This window comes from Sphingobacterium sp. ML3W (assembly GCF_000747525.1).
GTDB lineage: Bacteria > Bacteroidota > Bacteroidia > Sphingobacteriales > Sphingobacteriaceae > Sphingobacterium.
Genome location: NZ_CP009278.1, coordinates 1359746 through 1382111, shown reverse-complemented (window position 1 = coordinate 1382111; position 22366 = coordinate 1359746). Strand labels below are relative to the sequence as shown.

General features: G+C 36.8%; 14 protein-coding genes and 1 tRNA gene. 6 read left to right on the top strand and 9 right to left on the bottom strand.

Annotated features, from left to right (window positions below; genetic code table 11):
• Positions 1-44: 44 nt before the first annotated feature.
• Entirely contained in the window at positions 45-2237 is a 2193-nt protein-coding gene (locus KO02_RS05955) for an FUSC family membrane protein (RefSeq protein WP_038696681.1), read from the bottom strand.
• Positions 2238-2506: 269 nt separating this feature from the next.
• Here KO02_RS05955 and KO02_RS05950 point away from each other — a divergent pair, with 269 nt between their 5' ends.
• The gene (locus KO02_RS05950; RefSeq protein ID WP_038696678.1) at positions 2507-4681 is read left to right on the top strand and encodes a S9 family peptidase; all 2175 of its coding nucleotides are present in this window, start codon (positions 2507-2509) and stop codon (positions 4679-4681) included.
• 64 nt (positions 4682-4745) lie between these two features.
• Here KO02_RS05950 and aroQ read toward each other — a convergent pair whose 3' ends face one another.
• Positions 4746-5168 carry a type II 3-dehydroquinate dehydratase gene (gene aroQ / locus KO02_RS05945; RefSeq protein WP_038696676.1) on the bottom strand — a complete coding sequence of 141 codons (423 nt, stop codon included), beginning with the start codon at positions 5166-5168 and terminating at the stop codon, positions 4746-4748.
• Positions 5169-5189: 21 nt separating this feature from the next.
• Positions 5190-6836, bottom strand: coding sequence for a hypothetical protein (locus KO02_RS05940; protein ID WP_038696674.1), 1647 nt, complete (start codon positions 6834-6836; stop codon positions 5190-5192).
• A gap of 197 nt (positions 6837-7033) precedes the next feature.
• Here KO02_RS05940 and KO02_RS05935 point away from each other — a divergent pair, with 197 nt between their 5' ends.
• Positions 7034-8458 carry a glycoside hydrolase family 125 protein gene (locus tag KO02_RS05935; RefSeq protein WP_038696672.1) on the top strand — a complete coding sequence of 475 codons (1425 nt, stop codon included), beginning with the start codon at positions 7034-7036 and terminating at the stop codon, positions 8456-8458.
• A 53-nt stretch (positions 8459-8511) separates the two neighbouring features.
• The gene (gene murI / locus KO02_RS05930; RefSeq protein ID WP_038696670.1) at positions 8512-9345 is read left to right on the top strand and encodes a glutamate racemase; all 834 of its coding nucleotides are present in this window, start codon (positions 8512-8514) and stop codon (positions 9343-9345) included.
• Between the two features lie 234 nt (positions 9346-9579).
• Here the strand turns inward: murI and asnB are convergent, their stop codons facing one another.
• A complete protein-coding gene (asnB, locus tag KO02_RS05925) occupies positions 9580-11268 on the bottom strand; it encodes an asparagine synthase B (protein ID WP_038696668.1) in 1689 nt (562 codons plus the stop codon).
• A gap of 294 nt (positions 11269-11562) precedes the next feature.
• Between asnB and KO02_RS05920 the strand changes: the two genes are divergently transcribed.
• From KO02_RS05920 to KO02_RS05910, 3 genes are all read left to right on the top strand, one after another.
• The gene (locus tag KO02_RS05920; protein ID WP_038702201.1) at positions 11563-12126 is read left to right on the top strand and encodes a Crp/Fnr family transcriptional regulator; all 564 of its coding nucleotides are present in this window, start codon (positions 11563-11565) and stop codon (positions 12124-12126) included.
• Between the two features lie 219 nt (positions 12127-12345).
• Complete coding sequence (locus KO02_RS05915) at positions 12346-12789, top strand: VOC family protein (protein ID WP_038696665.1); 444 nt, start codon at positions 12346-12348, stop codon at positions 12787-12789.
• Entirely contained in the window at positions 12789-13169 is a 381-nt protein-coding gene (locus tag KO02_RS05910) for a VOC family protein (RefSeq protein WP_038696663.1), read from the top strand. The genes KO02_RS05915 and KO02_RS05910 overlap by 1 nt, the downstream gene beginning before the upstream one ends.
• Before the next feature lie 104 nt (positions 13170-13273).
• Here KO02_RS05910 and KO02_RS05905 read toward each other — a convergent pair whose 3' ends face one another.
• The 5 genes from KO02_RS05905 to KO02_RS05885 form a co-directional block, all read right to left on the bottom strand.
• The gene (locus tag KO02_RS05905) at positions 13274-14245 is read right to left on the bottom strand and encodes an arginase (RefSeq protein WP_038696661.1); all 972 of its coding nucleotides are present in this window, start codon (positions 14243-14245) and stop codon (positions 13274-13276) included.
• Positions 14246-14491: 246 nt separating this feature from the next.
• Positions 14492-18334: a TIM-barrel domain-containing protein gene (locus KO02_RS05900; protein ID WP_038696659.1), complete on the bottom strand. Its 3843-nt coding sequence runs from the start codon at positions 18332-18334 to the stop codon at positions 14492-14494.
• Between the two features lie 313 nt (positions 18335-18647).
• Positions 18648-21032 (bottom strand): mechanosensitive ion channel family protein, encoded by a 2385-nt coding sequence (locus KO02_RS05895; RefSeq protein ID WP_051959774.1) that lies wholly within the window; start codon positions 21030-21032, stop codon positions 18648-18650.
• Between the two features lie 307 nt (positions 21033-21339).
• Positions 21340-22017 carry a M15 family metallopeptidase gene (locus KO02_RS05890; protein ID WP_038702197.1) on the bottom strand — a complete coding sequence of 226 codons (678 nt, stop codon included), beginning with the start codon at positions 22015-22017 and terminating at the stop codon, positions 21340-21342.
• Between the two features lie 188 nt (positions 22018-22205).
• Positions 22206-22279, bottom strand: a tRNA-His gene (locus tag KO02_RS05885).
• Between the last annotated feature and the right edge of the window lie 87 nt (positions 22280-22366).

The window sequence follows — 22366 nt, the reverse complement described above, 5'->3', positions numbered from 1 at the left end:
AATATCCCGCTACCTTTATTTTTAATTTTTCAGAAAATCTAAATTTATCGCTTCGACAATAATGATATATCCAGAGAGGTATGATACAATTTTTCAACTAGATCCAGCATCAACTCCAACTGCTCCCTGACCAATATACCCTCACCTACATCATCATGATCAGGTTTTAACCGGTTAGACTTCAACCCCATACCATCCCAAGTATCTGTTGCAAACAATGCATATGATTTCTTTAATTTCGAAAGAATCTTATTCATCAACCTTTCATGTTCATCCTGAAAACTCAAGCCAGATTTATGGTCTAACATATTGGTAAAGGCCATCGCATATGAAATCAATTGATGCGTAAAAATCGAAAAGTCGTTCAATTCTTTAGTAAAAGGACGTTGATAACTCGGTTCATTCACTATTCTTTCATTCAAGGCATTTAATTCTGCTAAACTTAAGTACACTTCTTTACGGGCAAACTTATAATCTGCAAGGTCTATCCCATCACCAGAAAACGTTCTAAAGCTAACAGATAAGAAATGTAAATTAGCGTGTATTGCCTTCTTCAAATAAATATGAACAGAATCGCTCTCCCACGTAGGAAGAATCAGATGAAAAGCTAAAAAAGAAAGCACACATCCTATAACAGTATCTATCAAACGTTCTTTTAATAAGAGCACCCCAAAATCATTTACTCCCGTAAAAAAGTAATACGCAATCAGAAAAAAAGCGGTCAGAAAAAATGATCCATAGAAGTACTTACTGCGCAAAAAAGTAAATGTCAGCAGCATATAGACCAACATCACAGCCAATAACATAAAGGCATTAGTTATAAAATAGATGCTTAACAACCCTAAGATCCCTCCTAAGAAAGAACCTTTCAGTCGATCGATACTTCTTTGCTTACTTAAACTAAACCCAGGTCGTAAAATAACAATAATGGTGATATAAATCCAAAAACTATGCTGTGTTAAAGCAAGGTAAGCCGGAAAATAAACCGGAAGTGCATTTGTAATCACAAATGCGATTAACATCACTATAGCGACACGTAGTGAATGTCTAAAAATTGGAGACTTGATATTCAAATGAGCCTGTAAAGCTGGCCAAGAAAACGTACGTTGTTTAAAAAATCTTTCCTTATGTAACAGTAATTTAGAATGATCATCCACATCTCCCGATTTAGATAGTATGCGATGTATTTCCCTAATTTTCTGCATTACATAACGGATATTGACGAGAATTTTCTTCAGGACGATTGTCGTACTCTGCTCCTGATTTTCCAATGCAACAATTTCCTCATAAGCTTTATCCCATTGTCCTGTAAATTGTATCGGATATTTTGGTGATTTTAGTAAACTTATAGCGGTAGAGAGCAGCTCCAATTCCTGAGCACAACTTACCAACAGATCCGGAACCATTTGATAGACCTTTGTATGTCCATATTTTTCACGAATCTGATAATAATCATGATGTGAGGCATTTATTCGTTCGAATAATTCCATCAACGTAGCGAAAATAAAAGTGAGTTGCTTATACTGATCACTGGCAAATTGTTTCTCTGTAGCCGCAGAGAACAAGAGCTCCCGTACATTTTCTTGACGTTGATTAAGGATAACATTCACCTGAATAACACGTTTGTGTGTCTTTGCAATGGCAGTAGTAGCATCAAAAAAATCAGCTTTAACCCTTAATAAGAGACCGATTCGGTATGCACATTCAGCCAAAACCTGCTGACTGACCCGATAAGGTCTTAAGTAACGCACCAACAATACAAACAACATATACCAAATTGCACCAGCTGTCAACAGTAAAGCTTCCGTAATCGGATGACTACTTTCATGCGTAAGTGTCAAACTAAAGAATAGCGCCAGTAAACAAGAAGCACCTATCCCCATTGCCCTAATTCCAAAAACCGTTAGCATGCAAGCAGCAAAAGAGAAAAAAGTAATAAATAACCCTAAAAACAAATCTGAAAACGGGAGAATACGAGTGAGCAAACTCATACAAAACACGACAACAACAGTGATAAGCAAAGATTTACGACGTTCTCGGTAGGGACCTACCAAATCTGGTGTACTCGCAATGATACTACCTATGCCTAACGTTACACCATAATGCAATTGACCAAAACAAGTACATATAAGAACAGGAATTAGGACAGCAATGGTAATTTTTAATCCTTCATGAAACGGTTGGCTATTGATGAAAAACCGAGTCTTTTGCCATACTTTTTCTATACGTTCACGCAATGTAGGTTATCTTATTAAAGTGGATATTAAGCGATAAAAGACTAAACACATGTTAATCGTTTTACTTTCGCAAAAGTACCAAATTAAATATTACAAAAAGAAATTATCATTTGGCAGATAGTTTATAAATAGAGGTAAAACATATATATAATATTGTTTTTAATCGAAATTCAATATCTTACTCCCTGTAAAAAAGTTGTGTTTTATCTGGAATATGATAAATAGTCAAAAGAAAACAATAATTTTAGGCACTAAAAATTTTTATAAGCATGAAAAAACTCACGCTACTTTTATTATTAGCAAGTTCAATGGCTTACGGCCAGCGCAACTTGAACATAGAAGAGACGGTCTTCGGACCCCGTACATATGCACCTACTGCCCTTGTTAGCAGTAATTGGATTCCAAATAGCAATAACTTTAGCTATTTAGACAAGAGCTATCAAAATTTGGTGCAAAAAAGCGCCAATGGCAATGGTACCGAAACAATTATAATAAGTAAAGATGATTTACAATCTGCTTTAAAAGCAAAGCTTCCAACAGAGCAAATTAATTTGCAAACTTTCCCAAGTGATTACCAGTGGGAAGACTCCAATACCATTAATTTTACACTGCGCACAAAACTATCCTTGTATCACATCGCTTATGATGTTAAAAATAAACAAGTCGTTCATGCACTACAGTCTGACCAAGCAGGTAGCAACCAAGAATATGCTGCTAATTACAGTAAAGTTGCCTTCTTAATTGGGAATAACATCAACTTAAAAACTGCTGATGGCAAATTAACGGCAGTAACAACAGACACCACCGATGGCATAGTCAATGGTAGCGACAATACACATAGACAAGAGTTTGGCATAAAAAAAGGTATGTGGTGGAATTCGCAAAATGACAAGTTGCTATACTATCGCAAAGATGAAACCATGGTGAGCAAGTATCCATTGATCCAATGGGATACACGTGTGGCTTCTGTCAAAGATATTCGTTATCCTATGGCAGGAATGAAAAATGAAGAAGTTACTTTAGTAATATATAACACAAAGACAGCTGAAAAAGTAACCCTGGCGATAGGTGAACCACGTGATCATTTTTTAACAGCAGTAACATGGGATCCCTCTGGACAAAGTATCTACGTTGGTGTACTGAACCGCGAACAAAATCATCTGAAGCTGAACCAATACAGTGCTCAAGATGGTCGTTTTATCAAAACATTATTCGAAGAAACGGCTTCCACTTGGGTCGAACCACAAAATGATCTTCTATTTTTACCCAATAACCCAAAACAGTTTCTTTATCAGTCTGATAGAGAAGGGTTCAATCAATTGTACCTGTATAATACAGACGGTAAATTGATAAAAAAACTAGGTCATGAAAATCTTATCGTACAGCAATTAGGTGAATTTTCACCAAAGGGAGATAAGATTTCGTATACCGGTGTTACCAATGATGGTCTAGACCGTCAACTATTTGAACTGGATATCAAAACGGGAAAAACGACACAGTTGACCCAAGATAGAGGGACGCATAATGCGAAATTAAATAGTGATGGTACGTATGTATTGGATCAATACAGCAACCTAACAACACCCAACATTGTACAAGTAAAAGGTATAAAGACAGGTAAAGTTGATCAAGTAATCTCTTCCCCTAATCCATTTTTAGGAAAAGTCAATCCGCCTAAAATCGAATTTGTGACATTGACTTCTGCAGATGGTGCTACTCCCTTAACAGGACGTATCATTTATCCAAATGATTTCGACCCTGCTAAAAAGTACCCCGTCATGTACTACCTATACGGAGGTTCTCATTCGCAACTGGTAACCAATAAATGGTTAGGTGGTGCTGGTTACTTCGATATGTATATGGCACAACAGGGCTATATCGTATTTACTATGGACAATAGAGGTACCGATGCAAGGGGGCGTGCATTTGCAACCGCAACACATCGCCAATTGGGACAAGCAGAAATGGCCGATCAGATGAAAGGTATTGAATACCTAAAATCGAAGTCATTTGTAGACCAAGAAAAAATGGGTATTTTCGGATGGAGCTTTGGGGGATTTATGACAACTTCATTTATGATCCATCACAACGACATCTTCAAAGCCGCTGTTGCTGGAGGTCCGGTCATGGATTGGAAATACTATGAAATCATGTATGGAGAACGTTATATGGATATGCCTCAGGAAAACCCAGAAGGTTATCAGTTGACATCGCTTATCAATAAAGCCGACCAATTGAAGGGCGATCTTTTGATTATCCATGGTGCACAAGATCCGGTTGTATTGCAGCAGCACAGCATGGAGTTTGTAGAAGCTTGTATCAAAGCGGGGAAACAAGTTGATTATTTCCTATACCCTACCCATGAGCATAATGTTTCAGGTAAAGATCGTATTCATATGTACGAGAAAATAGCCAAATATTTTGATATTCATCTTAAAAAGTAAAAGACAATCGCATAAAAAAACCTCTTGATTTAGTTATCAAGAGGTTTTTTTATTTCACAATATATCAACGTGCTAATAGCGCTTCTAAGCCTAATCGATAGCTATCTAGCCCAAAGCCACAAATCACCCCTACACAATTTTTTGCAAGATAGGAATGGTGCCTAAAAGCTTCCCTAGTATGGACATTAGAAATATGCACCTCTACAACGGGAGTATTGATAGCAGCAATGGCATCTGCTATTGCGACAGAAGTATGTGTGTAAGCCCCTGCATTGAGTACAATGCCATCAAATTCAAAACCTACTTCATGCAATTTATCAATAATAAATCCTTCTGTATTACTTTGAAAATAATGCAGTGCGACAGATTCATACTTACTTTTTAACGTTGAAAAATAGCTTTCAAAATCTTGCGCTCCATAAATCGACTTTTCGCGTACGCCTAATAAGTTGAGATTAGGACCATTGAGGATTAATATTTTTTTCATCAATTATATATTTTTCAAACCTTAAAAATCTCTGTACATCGATCTAAAGCTCGAACGAAGACCAATACTAAACACACCAGATTTATTTGTAACTGGAGTTTCATATTCAATTTTTTGATAACGTTGCGTATAGCCAAGTTCAAATCTCAAGTTATATTTAGGATTCAACACATAAGCTGCTTTTGCATCCGCATAGACGACTTGACTTTTGAGTCCTTGCCCAATATGATTACCATATTTATTTGCAAAAGTACGATAAGATTGAAAAATATCACCGCCCATATTCGAGCCGTCCTCTAAATCCAAGCCTTTTTCATTATAGTTGAGTTGCGCCGAAAAATCAAATCTTTTCCAAGCATAATTCGCGATACCGACCACTTCTCTAAAGTTGGCTCCTAAAGGATGCGCCAATGGCTCAGCATTATTACTGTAATTTGAACCCGAATCAAAATGCGCATAGGTATAAGGTCTCGCTGTATTATATTCAACTAAAAAGTTTAAGTTTTTAACGTCAAAAATATCATAGCCCCTTACACCCAACTGTGCTCCCCATTTGTTATGCACATAACCTTTTCCTGCAAAAAACTCCTTTGCTGTAAATTCTCCTAGTAAGAATTGTCCATAAGCAGTTACATTTTTAAGTACTTTATATTTAGAATTCAATCCCAAAAACATCTTATCAGGCGAAGAGGAGTTATTTGACTCCACAGGGCGTAAGAACATCACTGGATTGATATAGGTGAAATCAAAGCCTCTTTTTCCAGCAGCATCTTGGTTAGCCCAAGTGATCGACTGAAAGAAACCTACCGAAAATCTGTTTGTCACATTGTAGTCAATGTATTGAAAAACACCCCATTTCTTTCCATCACCATAACGCTCTGTTGCTCCCATATCATCCGCTCTTTTATTGGTCGGATCGTTCATATAGGCCCATACCGAAGTATATTGAACATTCCCGATTGTTCCCGTAAATTTCAAATGCGTGTAGTTCGAAGAAAAATCAGATAATAACATCGAACGATAACCGTCACCGATGAAGTTCTTATCATACGCTACAGTTGCCTGAAAATGCTTGCTAAAATCATAAGTCATACTAGCAGTAGCATTCATCCAATCTTTCTTATTGTTCGACTGGTGTTTAGTATTTCCCTCACCCGGTATCACTTTTCTATCATCGATATATTCCGATAGGTATTCCGGAAAAACAGCTTGGTTCTCAGTTGCACTCGTATAGAATGTAAATTTATCGCCTAACGTAACACCAGCTTGAAAACCTCTTGAGTTCATCCAAGTATTGCGCTTATCCCCTAGTCCGTCTTTCCCGATGATCATATCGGGCAATAAATCGGCATAAAAAGTATAATCTTCTTTCGCCACTTCGATTAGATGTTCATTAAATAGCTTACGCATAAACCAATTATCTGAGGCTACCGGCTGATTCGATTGAATAGAGTCGAACTTTACCAATAATTCATCCTTAAATAGAAATGGTTTAGAAGAGGTATGTAATCGCGTATTTGGCGAATACAAAACATCATTCATTTTTTGAGAAAATTGATAGGAATAGGGCTGATTCTTAATTTGTGCATGCACTTCATCTTGAGACAACATTCCAAGCGAGATCACTCCAGCTATTGCTAAATATTTTAATGACCCTTTTTCTTTCATGAGATTTTTTTAAACATTAAAAAGAACAGCAAAATCCATTCCTAAAAACAAAATAACGGTTTTTTAAACTTATAACAATTACTAAATATAAAATAATCATCCTAAAACGTATTTGCTTTCTCTTTTAACGTTTTTTTATTACCTTGCCTTTAGTATAGAACCAGTATGATAATAAATAACCTTATTGATATTTAACAATGAAACGCAGAACATTCATTCAAAATTCAGCCGCATTGGGTGCTGGATTATTTGCGAGCAAAGTATCTTTTGCAACGATGCAGACTTCATTCCCCACGGTGCGTACTCCCCTAGGTAAGCGTCTATTCTCCAGTAAAGCTATTGAAAATACAATTGCAACATTTGGTAAAGCGACTACAAACAAAGAATTGGCATGGCTTTTCGGGAACTGTCTTCCAAACACTTTAGATACGACTGTATTTCCATACGTCGAAAATGGCCGTAATTACACCTATGTAATTACAGGTGACATAGACGCCATGTGGTTACGAGATAGTAGTTCTCAAGTGTGGCCGTACCTGGCTTTTATGAAAGATGATAAAAGTCTCAAAAATCTGATTTCGGGTTTAATTCATAAACAAAGCAAGTGCATCAACATCGACCCTTATGCAAATGCGTTCTATAATGATCCAACAAAAAAAGGAGAATGGTTCAGCGACCATACGGACATGAAACCAGGGATTCATGAGCGCAAATGGGAAATCGATTCTCTTTGTTACCCAATTAGACTTGCTTATCACTATTGGAAAGAAACAAACGATGATAATCCCTTTAATGAGGAGTGGGAAGCAGCACAAGAAAAAATTTATAAAACATTTGTAGAGCAGCAGCGTAAAGAAAATTTAGGTCCATACAAATTTATGCGCGACACACCTCGTGGATCGGATACCCTACAAGTGGATGGATATGGATACCCTGTTAAACCTGTTGGCCTAATTTGTTCCAGCTTCAGACCTTCAGATGATTCTACTGTATTTTCTTTCTTGATTCCTTCTAACCTTTTTGCCGTAGTCAGTTTAAGACAATCTGCAGAGATTTTAAGAAAAGTAAAAAATAATACGACTTTAGCCGCCAAAATGGAAGCTTTAGCTAATGAGGTAGAGACGGCTGTTCAAAAATACGGAATAGTAAACCATCCACAATTTGGTCAAGTATATGCTTTTGAAGTTGATGGCTTCGGTTCATTTTTGATGATGGATGATGCCAATGTACCTAGCTTACTTTCGTTACCTTACCTGGATGCTGTTAAAGCAGAAGATCCAATCTATCAACGCACACGTCAATATATCTTATCAGACAACAATCCCTTTTTCTTCAAAGGTACTGCTGGAGAAGGTATTGGAGGACCACATATCGGTCGTGACTTCATTTGGCCAATGTCCATCATGATGCGTGCTTTTACATCAATTAATGATCAAGAAATCGTAGATTGTGTTAAAATGCTGATTGCTACACATGGAGATACAGGTTTTATGCACGAATCATTTCATAAAGATGATCCCAAAAACTTCACCCGTAAATGGTTTGCATGGCAAAACACTTTATTTGGAGAATTAATATGGAAAATATACAAAGAAAAACCATCTTTGCTTAAACAAATATAGTTTACCTTATAGTAACCAAAGTGCTATAAGGTAATTCTTATAGCACTTTTTTTATGGAGCAAGAAAAACAGCATATTGGTCCAATAGGGATTTTTGATTCTGGATACGGTGGTTTATCGGTATTCAAGGAAATCAAAAAACAACTACCACAATACGATTATATCTACCTAGGCGATAATGCTCGCGTACCCTACGGTACACGCTCATTTGAAACGGTATATGAATTTACTAAACAATGTGTTTTTAAGTTATTTGAACTTGGATGCAATCTGGTTATCTTAGCCTGCAATACAGCTTCAGCAAAAGCACTACGCTCTATTCAACAGCACGACCTTCCTCCCGGAAAAAGAGTATTGGGGGTCATACGCCCTACAACAGAAATTGTAAAAGAATTTACAAAAACCAATCAAGTCGGTATTTTGGCAACAACAGGCACCGTAAAATCAGAGTCTTATAAAATTGAAATCAATAAGTTCAATCCTGAAATTCAAGTTTTTCAGCACGATTGTCCTTTTTGGGTTCCCTTAGTTGAAAACAATGAAATCGATACCGAGGGGGCTAAATATTTCGTTGGAAAAGATATCAAGGAATTATTAAAACAATCGCCCGATATCGATACGATTATCTTAGCTTGTACCCATTACCCATTGTTGCTACCTGTGATCACGCAATTCGTGCCCAAGCACATCAGCATCATTTCGCAAGGCCCACTCGTTGCCAAGAGCTTAAAAACATACCTGCAAACACATTCAGTAATTGAGAACAATAGTTCCAAAAAGGGAACATTACAGTTTTTCACAACAGATGATCCTCGAAATTTTGAATCAAAAGCAGAAATATTTTTCGGAGAAAAAATCAAGGCCAATCATATCAAAGTATCTTTGTAAGGTAACCAAAGGAATAAGGAAACAAGACCATTCCTGACGCTCACCACACTGGTCTTTTAAGTAAAAAGGAGTAGAATTATAGAATTCCACTCCTTTTTCGCTAAATACAGCGCTATTCCTAGAAAATGTGCGACACATCCTTAGCGCTGTTTCTTTTAGTTAACCACGCGTTTATTTTACATGACTTTTCGAGGGCTGCATATTTGAAACTGGATAAAGAAACATTGACGGCTTTTAATCCATTAACACTTCTTTTTTCGCATAACTATCAAGATGCACAGCCGCAACTGCTCTTCCCGATGGATCATTTAAGTTTTGGAAGGAAGCATCCCATAGCAATGCTTCTGGGGTGCTGCAAGCAACTGACTTAACCGATGGTACCGTTCTCGAAGCAGCTTCTGATGGAAAATGAGACTCAAATATGCTGCGATATAAAAATTCTTCTTTATTTTTAGGTGTATTGATTGGAAATCTATCTGCTGCACCTGCAAATGCAACATCGCTTACTTTACGCTCAGCCTGTTCTTTGAGGGTATCGATCCAACTGTATCCAACACCATCAGAAAATTGTTCCTTTTGTCTCCAAGCGATACTTTCTGGCAGGTAATCCTCAAAAGCTTTACGTAACACCCATTTCTCCATACGCCCATCTTTAATCATTTTATCCGTTGGATTCATGGTCATGGCTACATCCATAAATTCCTTATCTAAAAATGGTACTCGTCCCTCAACACCCCATGCCGCCAAAGATTTGTTGGCACGTAGACAATCATATAAATACAACTTCTTTAATTTCCGAACTGTTTCTTCATGAAATTCCTTCGCATTCGGTGCCTTATGAAAATATAGATATCCCCCAAACAACTCATCAGAACCTTCTCCAGATAACACCATTTTTATTCCCATCGATTTAATGACGCGAGACAATAGGTACATCGGTGTCGAAGCCCTGATCGTGGTCACATCATAAGTTTCTAAATGGTAAATGACATCACGGATGGCATCGAGACCTTCTTGAATCGTAAAGTTGACTTCATGATGGATCGTACCAATATGATCAGCTGCTTTTTTGGCTGCAATTAAATCTGGAGCACCTTTTAAGCCAACTGCAAAAGAATGTAGTTGCGGATACCATGCCTCGTCCTCATCGCCAGATTCGATACGTTTTGAAGCAAACTTCTTTGTAATAGCAGCTATAACAGACGAATCTAATCCACCTGATAGCAATACGCCATAAGGTACATCGGACATCAATTGACGGTGTACAGCAGCCTCCAAAGACTCGCGCAGCCTGACGATATCAGTTTCCGCATCTTTGACCACATCGTAAGACTCCCATTCCCTTGAATACCATCTTTTCGGTTCCTTACTCTCGATACTATACATATAATGTCCTGGAGGAAATTGATCCATCGTGGTACAGAATCCTTCCAACGATTTTAATTCCGATGCCACAAAAAACTGTCCTTTTTCTTCAGAACCATAGTAAAGCGGTATGATGCCCATATGATCGCGAGCTATTAAAAAAGAACCGTCGCGGGCATCGTATAAAGCAAAACCAAAAATTCCGTTTAGCTCTTCTATAAACTGAGGACCTTTTTGCAAATACATCGCTAATATAACCTCAGAATCTGATTCAGTCGCAAAATCATAGTCGGGCAAACTGGCACGCAATTCTTGATGATTGTAAATTTCTCCATTTACCGCCAACACAACCTGTCCATCGGGACTATATAGCGGTTGACTTCCGGATTTTGGATCTACAATAGCTAAACGCTCATGCGCCAATATTGCCTGTTCTGAGCTATAGATACCTGACCAATCTGGTCCACGGTGACGTATACGTTTAGACATTTCTAAAACTTGAGGTCTTACGACTTCAACAGAATCTTTCAAATCAAATGCTCCAATGATACCACACATATTATTATTTTTTTATTGTTTCTATCCTTTAGTTGAACTATTGGCACAAATTAAAACAAATAATAATTAAATTCATAATGTTTTTTAAATTTTATTAAAAATTTAACATTAAAACATTAGATTACTTATCATTTATACATCAAAATGACTAAATCAATATTTAAATTAAAAAACAACGGCTCCCCCCTATCCCCTATCTGTCATGATATTAAAATAATCCTTTTCATTTTTTTAATAATTTTCGCCATTTTTTACATAAATTCATATCAAGAAACGCACGATAAACAACCGATTATGAAAGCTTTACTCCATCATTATGAAAATCTTAATATCAAACCAAGTGACCTTAAAAAAATTATAATGGGACATGAACTTGTTCATTTTTCTAAAAATGAATATTTGCTTCGTAAAGATGATAAAGCCCATGAATACTATATCTTAGAAGGTGGTTTGATACGTTCCTTTATCCATGATTATAATGGTAATGAAATTACAACAGATTTTTTTGGAGACCATGATATCGTCATCGAAGTCACTTCCCTTTTCCTCCAATTCCCATCGCCTGAAAATCTACAATGTTTAACAGATTGTACCCTGTGGAAAATCGATTTTAATACTTTTCAAGCGTTATATCATACGATTCCTGCATTTAATGAATGGGGACGCTCCTGGATGACCTATGCTTTACATATTAATAAAAAACGCTTTATTGATATGGTTTCACTTTCTGCTTCCGAGCGTTATCATAATCTAATCAGTAACAAACCCCAAATAATCAAGCAAGCTGCACTAAAATACATCGCCTCCTATCTTGGCATAACTGATACCTCTTTAAGTCGAATAAGAAAGGATTTTTAATGATTTTTCATCACCTGCATTTCTTGTCATATGCGAAGTGTTTTGGCTATATATTACCTTAAATTTGAAAGAGATAGCATATTAAACTCAGCTATTTGGAACGCTATTCTAAGGGAGATTCACGAATGTAAATAAATGTCTCCCTTCATTTACCTCCTGACATACAGTTGTCAATAGAACGATTACTTTTGATTTAACTTAAATATAAAAAATAAAATTATGGCTATTTTACATGCTTATCTAAACTTTAATGGTAATTGCGAAGAAGCATTCGAATTTTACCAATCTGTCTTCAATGCACCTTCATTAGGCGTATATCGTTTTGGAGATATGCCTGCCGACCCCAATTTCCCTACACCTGCCGATGCTGCTAATAAAGTAATGCATACGGCAATCAAAATCAATGATACGGTCATGCTGATGGGGTCTGATTGTATTGAAGGTTTCGGACACAAGGCAACAACTGGTACCAACGCTTATCTGATGTTGGATACTCAAACAGCTGAAGAAGCGAAAGATTTATATGCTAAACTTACTGCTGGCGCCCAAAATATTGAAATGCCTTTAGGCGAACAATTTTGGGCAGAATTATATGCATCATTTCAAGATAAATATGGTATCTCTTGGATGGTTCACTTTGAAGGAAATAAAAAAATGCAGTAATGAAAAACACTGTTGTTTACTTTGAAATCCAAGCGACGGAACCGGAAAAACTAATTGAATTTTATGCCCAAGTTTTCGACTGGAAGTTTTCAAAAGAAGAAAATTTACCAATTGTATACTATCGCATAGAAACTGCAGGAATGATGGGCGGGTTGTTACAACGACCAGCCGCTATTCCCCCGACACATTGTGGAACCAATGCATTTACCTGTTCCATGGAAGTTGAAAATTTTGATAAAATAGCGGCTCTAATCTTAAAAAAGGGCGGACAGGTTGCGCTTCCTAAATTTGCGATACCGGGACGATGCTATCAGGGTTATTTTATCGATACCGATAACAACGTTTTTGGAATATTTGAAGTAGATAGTCAGGCACATTAGTACATAAAAAAGGATGAATAATAAGTATTCATCCTTTTTTTCATCTATTTATAAATACTCGAATCATAAGTGAGCGATACCTGTAAATTGTTTTCCAAACATATTTAATGTACCAGTTTTACCGTTCGTTCGATTGATTTTGTTACTTTTTCCAAAATATCAAAAGCAACCTCAGCAGCCTTATTCCCTTTATTGTCCAATAGCGGATTAACCTCTACTATTTCAAAACAAACGACTTTTTTAGCACTTAAAATCCCTTCAAGAAGAGCCACAATTTCTGTTGGAAAGAAACCCTTGGGCACAGGTGTACCGGTTCCATTAGAGATCAGTTCGCTATCCATGCTATCCACATCAAAAGAAACATAGATCATATCGCAATTTTCTAGTTTCTGCAATACTTCGATTACACAACAGCTCACTGTTTTATTTCGTACCTCATCTACCGTATAATTTTTCACTTCCAGTTCACGCATCAAAATATCCTCTGGTTCTTCGGTATCGCGAACACCAAAATAAACGAGATTTTTGGATTTAAACTTCCCTACCTTTCCCCCAATCTCTTTTAACTTATGCCAATATTTCTTTGTGTCCTCGTCAATAGCATTCACCGCACATGATAGGTTGTCTTCATCCATAGTTGCAGCCAAAGGCATCCCATGCATATTACCTGAAGGTGTTGTATAGGGAGAATGTATATCAGCATGTGCATCGATCCAAATGATGCCTAAAGTCTTATGAGGAAATGCAGCCTTTATTCCAGAAATAGTCCCAATGGCAGAAGAATGGTCACCGGAGAAAACAAGTGGAAAATGGTCATCCTCCAACGTTTTTTCAACAACGGATGCCACCTCACGACATTGTTTTAAAACTTGTTTAATTCTTTTGGCGAATGGATACAATGTACGATCGTATATAGCATCGTTACGGGTTTTAACATCAACAAAAGGATAATCATGAAAATATTGACTTCCTTTATTAATTGCCGCAATTTCAATTGCATCTATGCCTAAGTCGGAGCCTCTGGTACCGGCCCCAATATCCGACCTATTCTTGATGATTTTAATGGATCTTTTCATATTACAAATGTAAATGCCAAGCTATTGATGATACACAAAACCAATATGATATGCTTGTCTGTCAAATACCCCAAGTATAATTCGTGTTCAAAAGAGGAGTGTAACTATCATAGTTAGTTATAAAGATATATATTTTACCTGAACAAAGCTCGTTTACATGCCAATTTTAAGTCTAAAATTAGCATAAAAAAAGGGCTAAGAAATCTCTTTCTCAGCCCCTTTTGCAAATCAAAAAAATTAATAAAATTAGAATTTGACTGTGTTTAGATATTTATCAACTAAAAACCCTTGAACAGCTTTCAAATTATAAAGAACATCTTTTTTCGCTCTTAATTTCAAGATGAAGAGATCTTCATTTCCATTTATTGCTTTCTTATCGCCAATGTTTACAAAAGTCGGGTACAACACTTTTTCTCCACTTGTATGTAGACGGTCATTAGTCAGGTTGTCCATATCCTGAACTGCCAATGCTTGAACAGATACAAACTCATAATCCTGAGACTGATAAGGTAATCCAAAACTAATAGCATTCACAGATTTCAAATCTTTACCTTTTACCGTAACTTCAATGATCTCTCCCTTTTTATAACTTTGTTTTGCTGTTGTCAGGCTGATTTGACCAGCCACTTTATCTAGCTTAGCATCGTTAACTCCGCCATCCAATTGGGTAGCCACGATCGAAATATCATAAGCGTCGATCACATCATTTTTATTGATATCACCATTACTCACATACCCTTCAAAATCAGCATCACCCCTTTTCAATCCGGTGTAATTTGTATAAGATGTTAAATCATTTCGATCAATAAGTCGGTCATTATTAATATCTCCAGGGATGTAACTTTCCGTTCCAGGTACTTTAAAAACATAAAGCTCGCGACCTGAACCAAAGCCACCTACACCTTCAGTAATCGCCAATTTGACATAACGAGCTGTTGGATGATCTTTAAAATTGAAAACCTTCACTTCATCACTGCTTTTCCATTCAAATGCACCAGCTTCCGTCCAATTGTCTTTATCTGCGCTCGAGTACACCTTTCCTTTCAACAGGCTTCCATTACCTTTTCTTGATAAATAATGAAATTTATCCAGTTGGTTCACAGATTTCAGATCCAAGACCATATCAAATGGTAACGAATTTTTACCCCATACGGTATGCCACATATTGCTTTCATCAAAATCAAGCAGCTTATCGATACCTGAACCTTCTTGATTTTCGGCAGTCGTTTCTCCCTTAATATTCTGAATCGCAAATTCCAATGGATTAGATTTGGTTACTGCTTTGATTTCAGTCCAATCTGATTTCGTCTGTTTATTGACTGCGCGTAATTTAAACGTATATTCCGTCTCTGCTTTTAATCCATCAAATAACAATGTATTATCTTTAATGGTAGTGTAAAGCATGTCATTAAATTCGATTTCATAATAATCGGCAAGATTCACCTTATCCCAAGAAGGAGTCAATGTATATGCTGCTTTATGCTCTTCGGTAACCACCGCATTTTGCGGCGCTACTAAATCACCTGTGGTCATACGGAAACGATCCGGAGGTGTAAATTGAAATCCTTCGACCGACAAGTTCACTTCATTGACCGTAATATCTGTAGCTGCTAATTTAATATGGACAAGTGCATTTTTAGTAATGACCTGCTTTTCAAATTCACTGCCTTTCGTCGAGAATTTGTTCATATTCGGCATAGCCTCATAAAAATACACGTTCTCTTGGTTTTCCAATTCTTCCAAAGATTTTACTTCAACTAATTTCAACTTTCGTTTCCCGATTGAAGCCGTTAATTTTTCAGGTTTTGCGGTTACGTTTATTCTAAATTCCGTTTGCTTATCCTTAATGAATCCATCAAAATCACCTACAGTAGGTTTTACAGTAACAAAAACACGTTTTTTGTTATCTAAAGTAGATTCAATCAACGTTGAAGTTCCTTTTCCTAATTTATAAGCCTCAGAAATACCATCATCATCATATTCAGTAAACGAAGTTTTTCCTGCCGGATAAATTTCATAGATCCGACGACCCTGGTTTATCTCATGCACATTATTATTCGGATTTGTCATCGGGATAATAGCACCTCTTTTCACAAAAACAGGCAATTTCCATATTGGAGCATCAAAATTATTGAGGATAACATTACCATCAAATTGATCACCTGAAAAATAATCAACCCAAGTTCCTGCTGGTAAATAGATTCCATTGCGGATATCATTCCCTTTATCATCAGATTTTGTAGCTTGATAGATTGGCGCCACTAATAATGAAGGTCCATAAAGGTATTCATATTGAGTAGCTGTCCCTTGCGTATAGGCATTAGGATATTCTAAAAATAATGCCCGTATCATGGGCAAGCCATCTACCGCTTCTTTCGCAATACTATAAGCATAGGGCATCAATTCTGACTTCAACTTCAAATAATTTCGATTGATAGAAGTAACAGGTTCGCCCAATGCTTGCGGATACTTTTCATTCGAACCCCAACCATCCATATTCAATTCCATAGGCGTAAATGTTTTCCATTGGAAGTCACGGATATTGACAGCGTTATTTTTTCCACCAAAAATACCATCCATATCAGAAGTGATATTTGGCTGTCCAGACAAGCCAGACCCCAGATATGTTGGGATATGAAACCGAATATACTCCCAAACACCACCAGTCTGATCTCCAGACCAAATTCCTGCATAGCGTTGCGTACCTGCCCAGCCGTCTAATGATATTGTAAACGGTCTAGCATCATTCCCATAATAAGGGATGATATGACCAACATCGGCTACGCCATTCAATCCAAAAGAATAACCAGCACCTACCCAAGCCACATCAGTTTTCAATACACGTACACCCGCATCTCTCACTTCCTTCACAATATCACGTTGCAACAGTGCACTGATTTCAGATTTCGGATGTAAGTCAGACTGTGTCCACAATCCAATCTCAACACCATTTTTACGCGCATAGTCGCCTAAACTCTTTAGATTGGCAATATTACCATCCAAAGTTTCTGTCTGTCCATATCCAGCTCCGTAACCATCGTTGGGCAATAACCAGCCAAATGGCATATCATGCTTCTTATAACGATCAATAACGGCACGAGCCGAGAATTGATAATTATTCAACTCACCATTCAATGATTCCTTGACACCGCCATTTTCCTTTTGACTTTCTTTATAGCGTTTTCCATCTTCAAACAGAATCCCCTTTTCATCTTCCTTCCAATAATCACGATTATAAGCATTCAAATGTCCCTGATAAAAGCCAAACTTCGGCAGTAAAATAGGATTTCCTGTCAATTGATAAAAATCATTCAATAAGGGCACAGCTCCCTCATTGACCATAAAGAAAACATCCAAATATTCGCTATCATGTGCTAACTGAACCTGTCCTTTCTCCTTAGCCCCAAAATCATATTTACCAGGCTTAAAGGTGTGCCACATAAATCCATATCCTTTCGAAGACCAATAATAAGGAGTAGGAGAAGCGACACCGCCATCCGTCCAACTATTTTGATTTTCAATCGAAATAATTTTCCCTTTATGAGAGAATCGTCCATTCTGGACACCGCCACCATAAAAATATTCCTCCGGATTTTCTTGAAGACTTAAGGTTACTTTTCCTTTTTCAAACTGAATTGGCTTCGTAAAAACAATGGCCTCTCCCTTGCTTTTCTGATTGATGACTTTCAGTAAATTGGTTGTTTTATCAATCAGAACAGTAATTTCACCTGTTGTAATAGTTATCTGATTATTAGCGTCGCTAAGGTCTAACTGCTGGATGGGTCTTCTTGGATTTGAAACTAATATTTCAGCTGCTGGCTTCGCCTCGGGATTACGAATGATACCGCCTGCATTATCCTGAAATAACCGAAAAATATGACCTCCATAAAAGTCGAAAGTCAAACGTTGATTATCGGAGAATAGCACCTCAATAGTCGACGCATTTATTTTTTTTGCACTTACAATAGTTAGTGCAGGGTTTGTTTCCTGTTGAATAGCTTCAGACCTAAAATTGGCTTGCGCTGGAGCAATACTCACCATTAGAGGCAATGTTAAAGCGAACATCACCTTCCTGTGTTGTTTATACATTATATAACAATTTTGTGTTTTTCTTATTTTATTTATAGCTGTTTAGACGTTAAATAATAATTTGTTTTAAAACTGTTTTTAGGTGTGTAAATGTAGGAAACAGAATTGAAAATAATAGATTGTATCCATTAAAATACACGTTACCACCTATAACGGATACGATATACCGTAATACGTACCAGAATACTTGCACGATAATCTCCGATTATAGAAAATAGTTTTGAAGCATAGCAAAGAGCTCAAAAATGAAAAAGGCCATAACTGCTTCGTTATGGCCTTGTATGTGATGCTATATATTCAGCTATTTCGATAATTAAGCAATACTGAAAAATTTCAATCCTTCCTTTTTGAAGCGATCATCCAATTCGATCAATACATCATTTTTAAAACCACCAGCGTTACCCGAATTATCAATCCAACAACTAATGCTTAAATAAATCATCCCCTCACTGATGTCCTGAACACTGATTCCCGTTCCCAACTCAGGTTTACTGTATTTGCTATTTTCAACCGCTTTTTTAATCCATGATTTTAATGTCTCAAGATCGGCAGAACGATCTACCTGCACCACAAAACTAGTTTTTGCATCATCATTAGATAAAGTCCAATTGACAACACGACCGGATAACAGATCTCCATTGGGAATAATAACCTCAGCACCATCACCCGTATTCAAGACACTCGCACGAATACCGATTTCTTTGACGCGCCCCTTTTTGTCAGCCAGTTCGATACGATCGCCAACCCGAAAAGGCTTATCAAAAGCCAAGATAATTCCAGACACAAAATTATTGATGATGTTCTGCATCCCAAGTCCAATACCAACACTCAGTGCCCCCACGATTACCGTTAACTTATCTAAACTTACTCCCAATGCCGATATCGCTATGAAAAATCCAACAACGATAATAATCAACCTAAATAGCGGAAATAAGGTCATCTTTTGATCGTAATCTTTACTTATTGTACCATTTTCACCTCCGATCAAAAGTAGATTCAAGTTCTTTTGAAACCAGTTTGCAGCACTTAGTATGATAACAGCCAATACCAAATTACCAAATGTAAAACTGATACCACCCAATTGATGGTTATTGCTTAAAAAATTGGAGACAGAAGATGCCAATGAAGCTGCAAACTGTAAGTTATTCGCCAATACAATGATGGCCAGCAGTAAACATACAAACTTCAGTACATCGCCTGTAGTTTTCAAAGCACGTTCCTCACTAAACCGTAACCAAAAACCCTTTTTAATCCTATTTCTCGCAAATTGATTCCTGACATCATCTTTTATCATTTGCATAAAAAATGTCAACGTAAAAGATTGCGCCAAACCAACCACACCAGCAATACTAAAACTACGCGAATGGTCTACATACCCTAAAATATTCAAAAGAATAGCACAACCATTTAAAATAGCAAATACAATAAAAACAGGAAGTTGAATGTATCCAGCAGCAGCACTATCTTTGATATTTTTCTTTAAATAGAAACCAATGTATAAGGCTGCAATATTAAATACAATACATACGATACGCAAGATGAGGTCACCACTGACGACAGAGTTGACAAGTACATCGCAGATATAAAAAAGGAGTAAAAAACCAACAATCTTGCGGTGTTTTAAAGTAATTTTATTCTTCAACAAAATCCCAAACAGGGCAATAATCAGAAATTGGGTGCCCTGAATAACTAATGTTGGCGTCACAATAGCAACAATAGGCAAAAGCGTTAATAATAAAACCAACGCCTTTCCAATCTGGACCCACGGATTAAAGGGCAATTTTGTATCTAACTTTGTATTATTATTTTTATTTAAAACATAAGCTGTAGAAGCAATCCAGTATAGATAAGCGAGCACGAGCATAACCAATAAAACCCTGCTTGTCCAGGTAGTTTTATTCACATAAGTATCTAGAGACTTGCTCTTACTATAGTTATTTTTTAAGTTATTTAAGATTTTCTCCTTTGTAACTGTCGCGCCACCAGCTTTCCACAAGGAGCTTTTCACCGTGGAGGAATCAGCACGTTTCTTATTTATATTTTTTGCAACAGTTTCTTTAACATGATTCGAAACACTACTGTAAGCTCTCAAATCATCATAAGTCATGTCTACAGAAACTTTCACAGAGTCTATTTTACTTTGCACCTGTTGCTCAGACGTCGTCAAATATTGATTTAATCGTTCATTCGATTCACTTTGACTATATTTCGTTCGGAAATCTTTCAATTGACTTAAGGTCAGTTCAAGACTTTGATTGTAGCTCGCTAAGCTGCTTTGAAAGGCGTTTAAGTCTGCTATTTGAGTTTTTATATAAGTTGCCCATGCAGTGACCGAATCTGCTGGTAAGACCTCTTTAAAGGCATGCACCTTGTCAACGAATTGAATGCGGAGGTCGCGTTTATGCATAGCCTCTTTTTCCAATGCTCCAGCATGGATATTAGCAATATATTTTACATTAATTTTTGATAGATCTGTACGCAAACTATCAGCAGCCACATCCTTCTGTACAAGAGTAGTATCGCTATTATTGCGACGGGATTTATTTTCTCGCCGATTCAAATTATTGCGATTGCGCGAATGACTACCTAAAGCGCTCTCTTGCTTCGCATGAAGGGTATCAACTGCTACCTGAGCCGGGCTCTTCTCACAAAAGGACAACAGTAAAAATAAAATCAATATATATTTAGATAGTTTCATGCAATAATTTCAATAAAAAAAATGTAATATAAACGTATTCAGGACTAACACATTAAAACGAGTTCTGGTTTTCAAGCTGAGATAAATTTGTTTTATTTACCATTTTAGTGGTGTCCTATGTAAAGCAAAGTTATCCATTTCTCCTGTTCCATCAAGAGAATTTTTAGAGGGAAAATAATTAATTATGTCCGATTAAAGCGGATTAACAGATGGAAAATTTCCGTAAGCATCTGATCATCCTTAAAAATAAGATAGATAAGGTGAATCGCATACAGTCTCAAGACTTCAAGCGAAAGTCTGTTTATCGTTATTTAACATCGAAATCAAAATACGTTTTTTGATAAGGCTCATCGACCAGTGTATAATGCCACCATTCCTTAATATATCCTTTAAACCCATATTTCGACATGACATTTTTCAATAACAATCTATTTTTCTTTTGAGTACTATTGATTGCCGGGCTATTGAAATGTGAAACAGCTCCAAAAAAATCAAATGCTCCCCCCATATCCAACTCCTTGCCATTTTCAAGTTCCATAATAGTCAGGTCGACAGTACTTCCACGACTATGTCCAGATTTATTTGCAATAAAGCCCAACTTGAATAAATTGCGCTTATCGATATGCGGATAAAACTCTCTTTTCCCTAGCGTATCGTCAATTTGTACTGCCCATTTTTGAAAATGTGAGACTGCTTTCTGCGGCCGGTAACCGTCAAATATTTTCAACGCCAAACCTTGCTTATTCAACTCCGCCTCTATTTTCTTTAATGCATAGGTCGCCTTAGTACTTAAGATAAGTACAGGAGCATTATATCCGTCAACTTTTCTACCGACAAAGTTATGCGAACCATAATACCGCAAATCAGTATGTATATGAGGTATGACTTCCTTAACATAACTAAAGCCCTTCGGTAGCTGCTGCTGTGCAGATACAGGTTCAAACCCCACTATTAAAACCAAAAGAAGATAGAAATGTGTTTTCATCAGCATAAATTGTTTCTCAAGACCAGTGAGCTATCATCAATATATGTACCAACATTTGCGAGCAATATGCACATGATGATGCAAAAGGTATAATACTTAAAACGAATAAAAAAGTAGGCTAATGATGAAGGAATATGGGATTTGAAATCGTATAAAAAACAAAAGCCAGTACTTTCGTACTGGCTTCGGGTAAATGATGGGGCTCGAACCCACGACCCTCGGTACCACAAACCGATGCTCTAACCAACTGAGCTACATCTACCATGTTTGTGCTACAAAAGTAGTACATTTATTGGTATTTAAAAACTGTTTATCATATTTTTTAACAATAAATTATTACATCGTTCAT

What these genes read in the sequence shown, in the direction of transcription:
- KO02_RS05950 (WP_038696678.1), top strand. Translation starts at nt 2,507, where the DNA reads ATGAAAAAACTCACGCTACTTTTATTATTAGCAAGTTCAATGGCTTAC.
- aroQ (WP_038696676.1), bottom strand. Translation starts at nt 5,168, where the DNA reads ATGAAAAAAATATTAATCCTCAATGGTCCTAATCTCAACTTATTAGGC.
- KO02_RS05940 (WP_038696674.1), bottom strand. Translation starts at nt 6,836, where the DNA reads ATGAAAGAAAAAGGGTCATTAAAATATTTAGCAATAGCTGGAGTGATC.
- KO02_RS05935 (WP_038696672.1), top strand. Translation starts at nt 7,034, where the DNA reads ATGAAACGCAGAACATTCATTCAAAATTCAGCCGCATTGGGTGCTGGA.
- murI (WP_038696670.1), top strand. Translation starts at nt 8,512, where the DNA reads ATGGAGCAAGAAAAACAGCATATTGGTCCAATAGGGATTTTTGATTCT.
- asnB (WP_038696668.1), bottom strand. Translation starts at nt 11,268, where the DNA reads ATGTGTGGTATCATTGGAGCATTTGATTTGAAAGATTCTGTTGAAGTC.
- KO02_RS05920 (WP_038702201.1), top strand. Translation starts at nt 11,563, where the DNA reads ATGAAAGCTTTACTCCATCATTATGAAAATCTTAATATCAAACCAAGT.
- KO02_RS05915 (WP_038696665.1), top strand. Translation starts at nt 12,346, where the DNA reads ATGGCTATTTTACATGCTTATCTAAACTTTAATGGTAATTGCGAAGAA.
- KO02_RS05910 (WP_038696663.1), top strand. Translation starts at nt 12,789, where the DNA reads ATGAAAAACACTGTTGTTTACTTTGAAATCCAAGCGACGGAACCGGAA.
- KO02_RS05905 (WP_038696661.1), bottom strand. Translation starts at nt 14,245, where the DNA reads ATGAAAAGATCCATTAAAATCATCAAGAATAGGTCGGATATTGGGGCC.
- KO02_RS05900 (WP_038696659.1), bottom strand. Translation starts at nt 18,334, where the DNA reads ATGTATAAACAACACAGGAAGGTGATGTTCGCTTTAACATTGCCTCTA.
- KO02_RS05895 (WP_051959774.1), bottom strand. Translation starts at nt 21,032, where the DNA reads ATGAAACTATCTAAATATATATTGATTTTATTTTTACTGTTGTCCTTT.
- KO02_RS05890 (WP_038702197.1), bottom strand. Translation starts at nt 22,017, where the DNA reads ATGAAAACACATTTCTATCTTCTTTTGGTTTTAATAGTGGGGTTTGAA.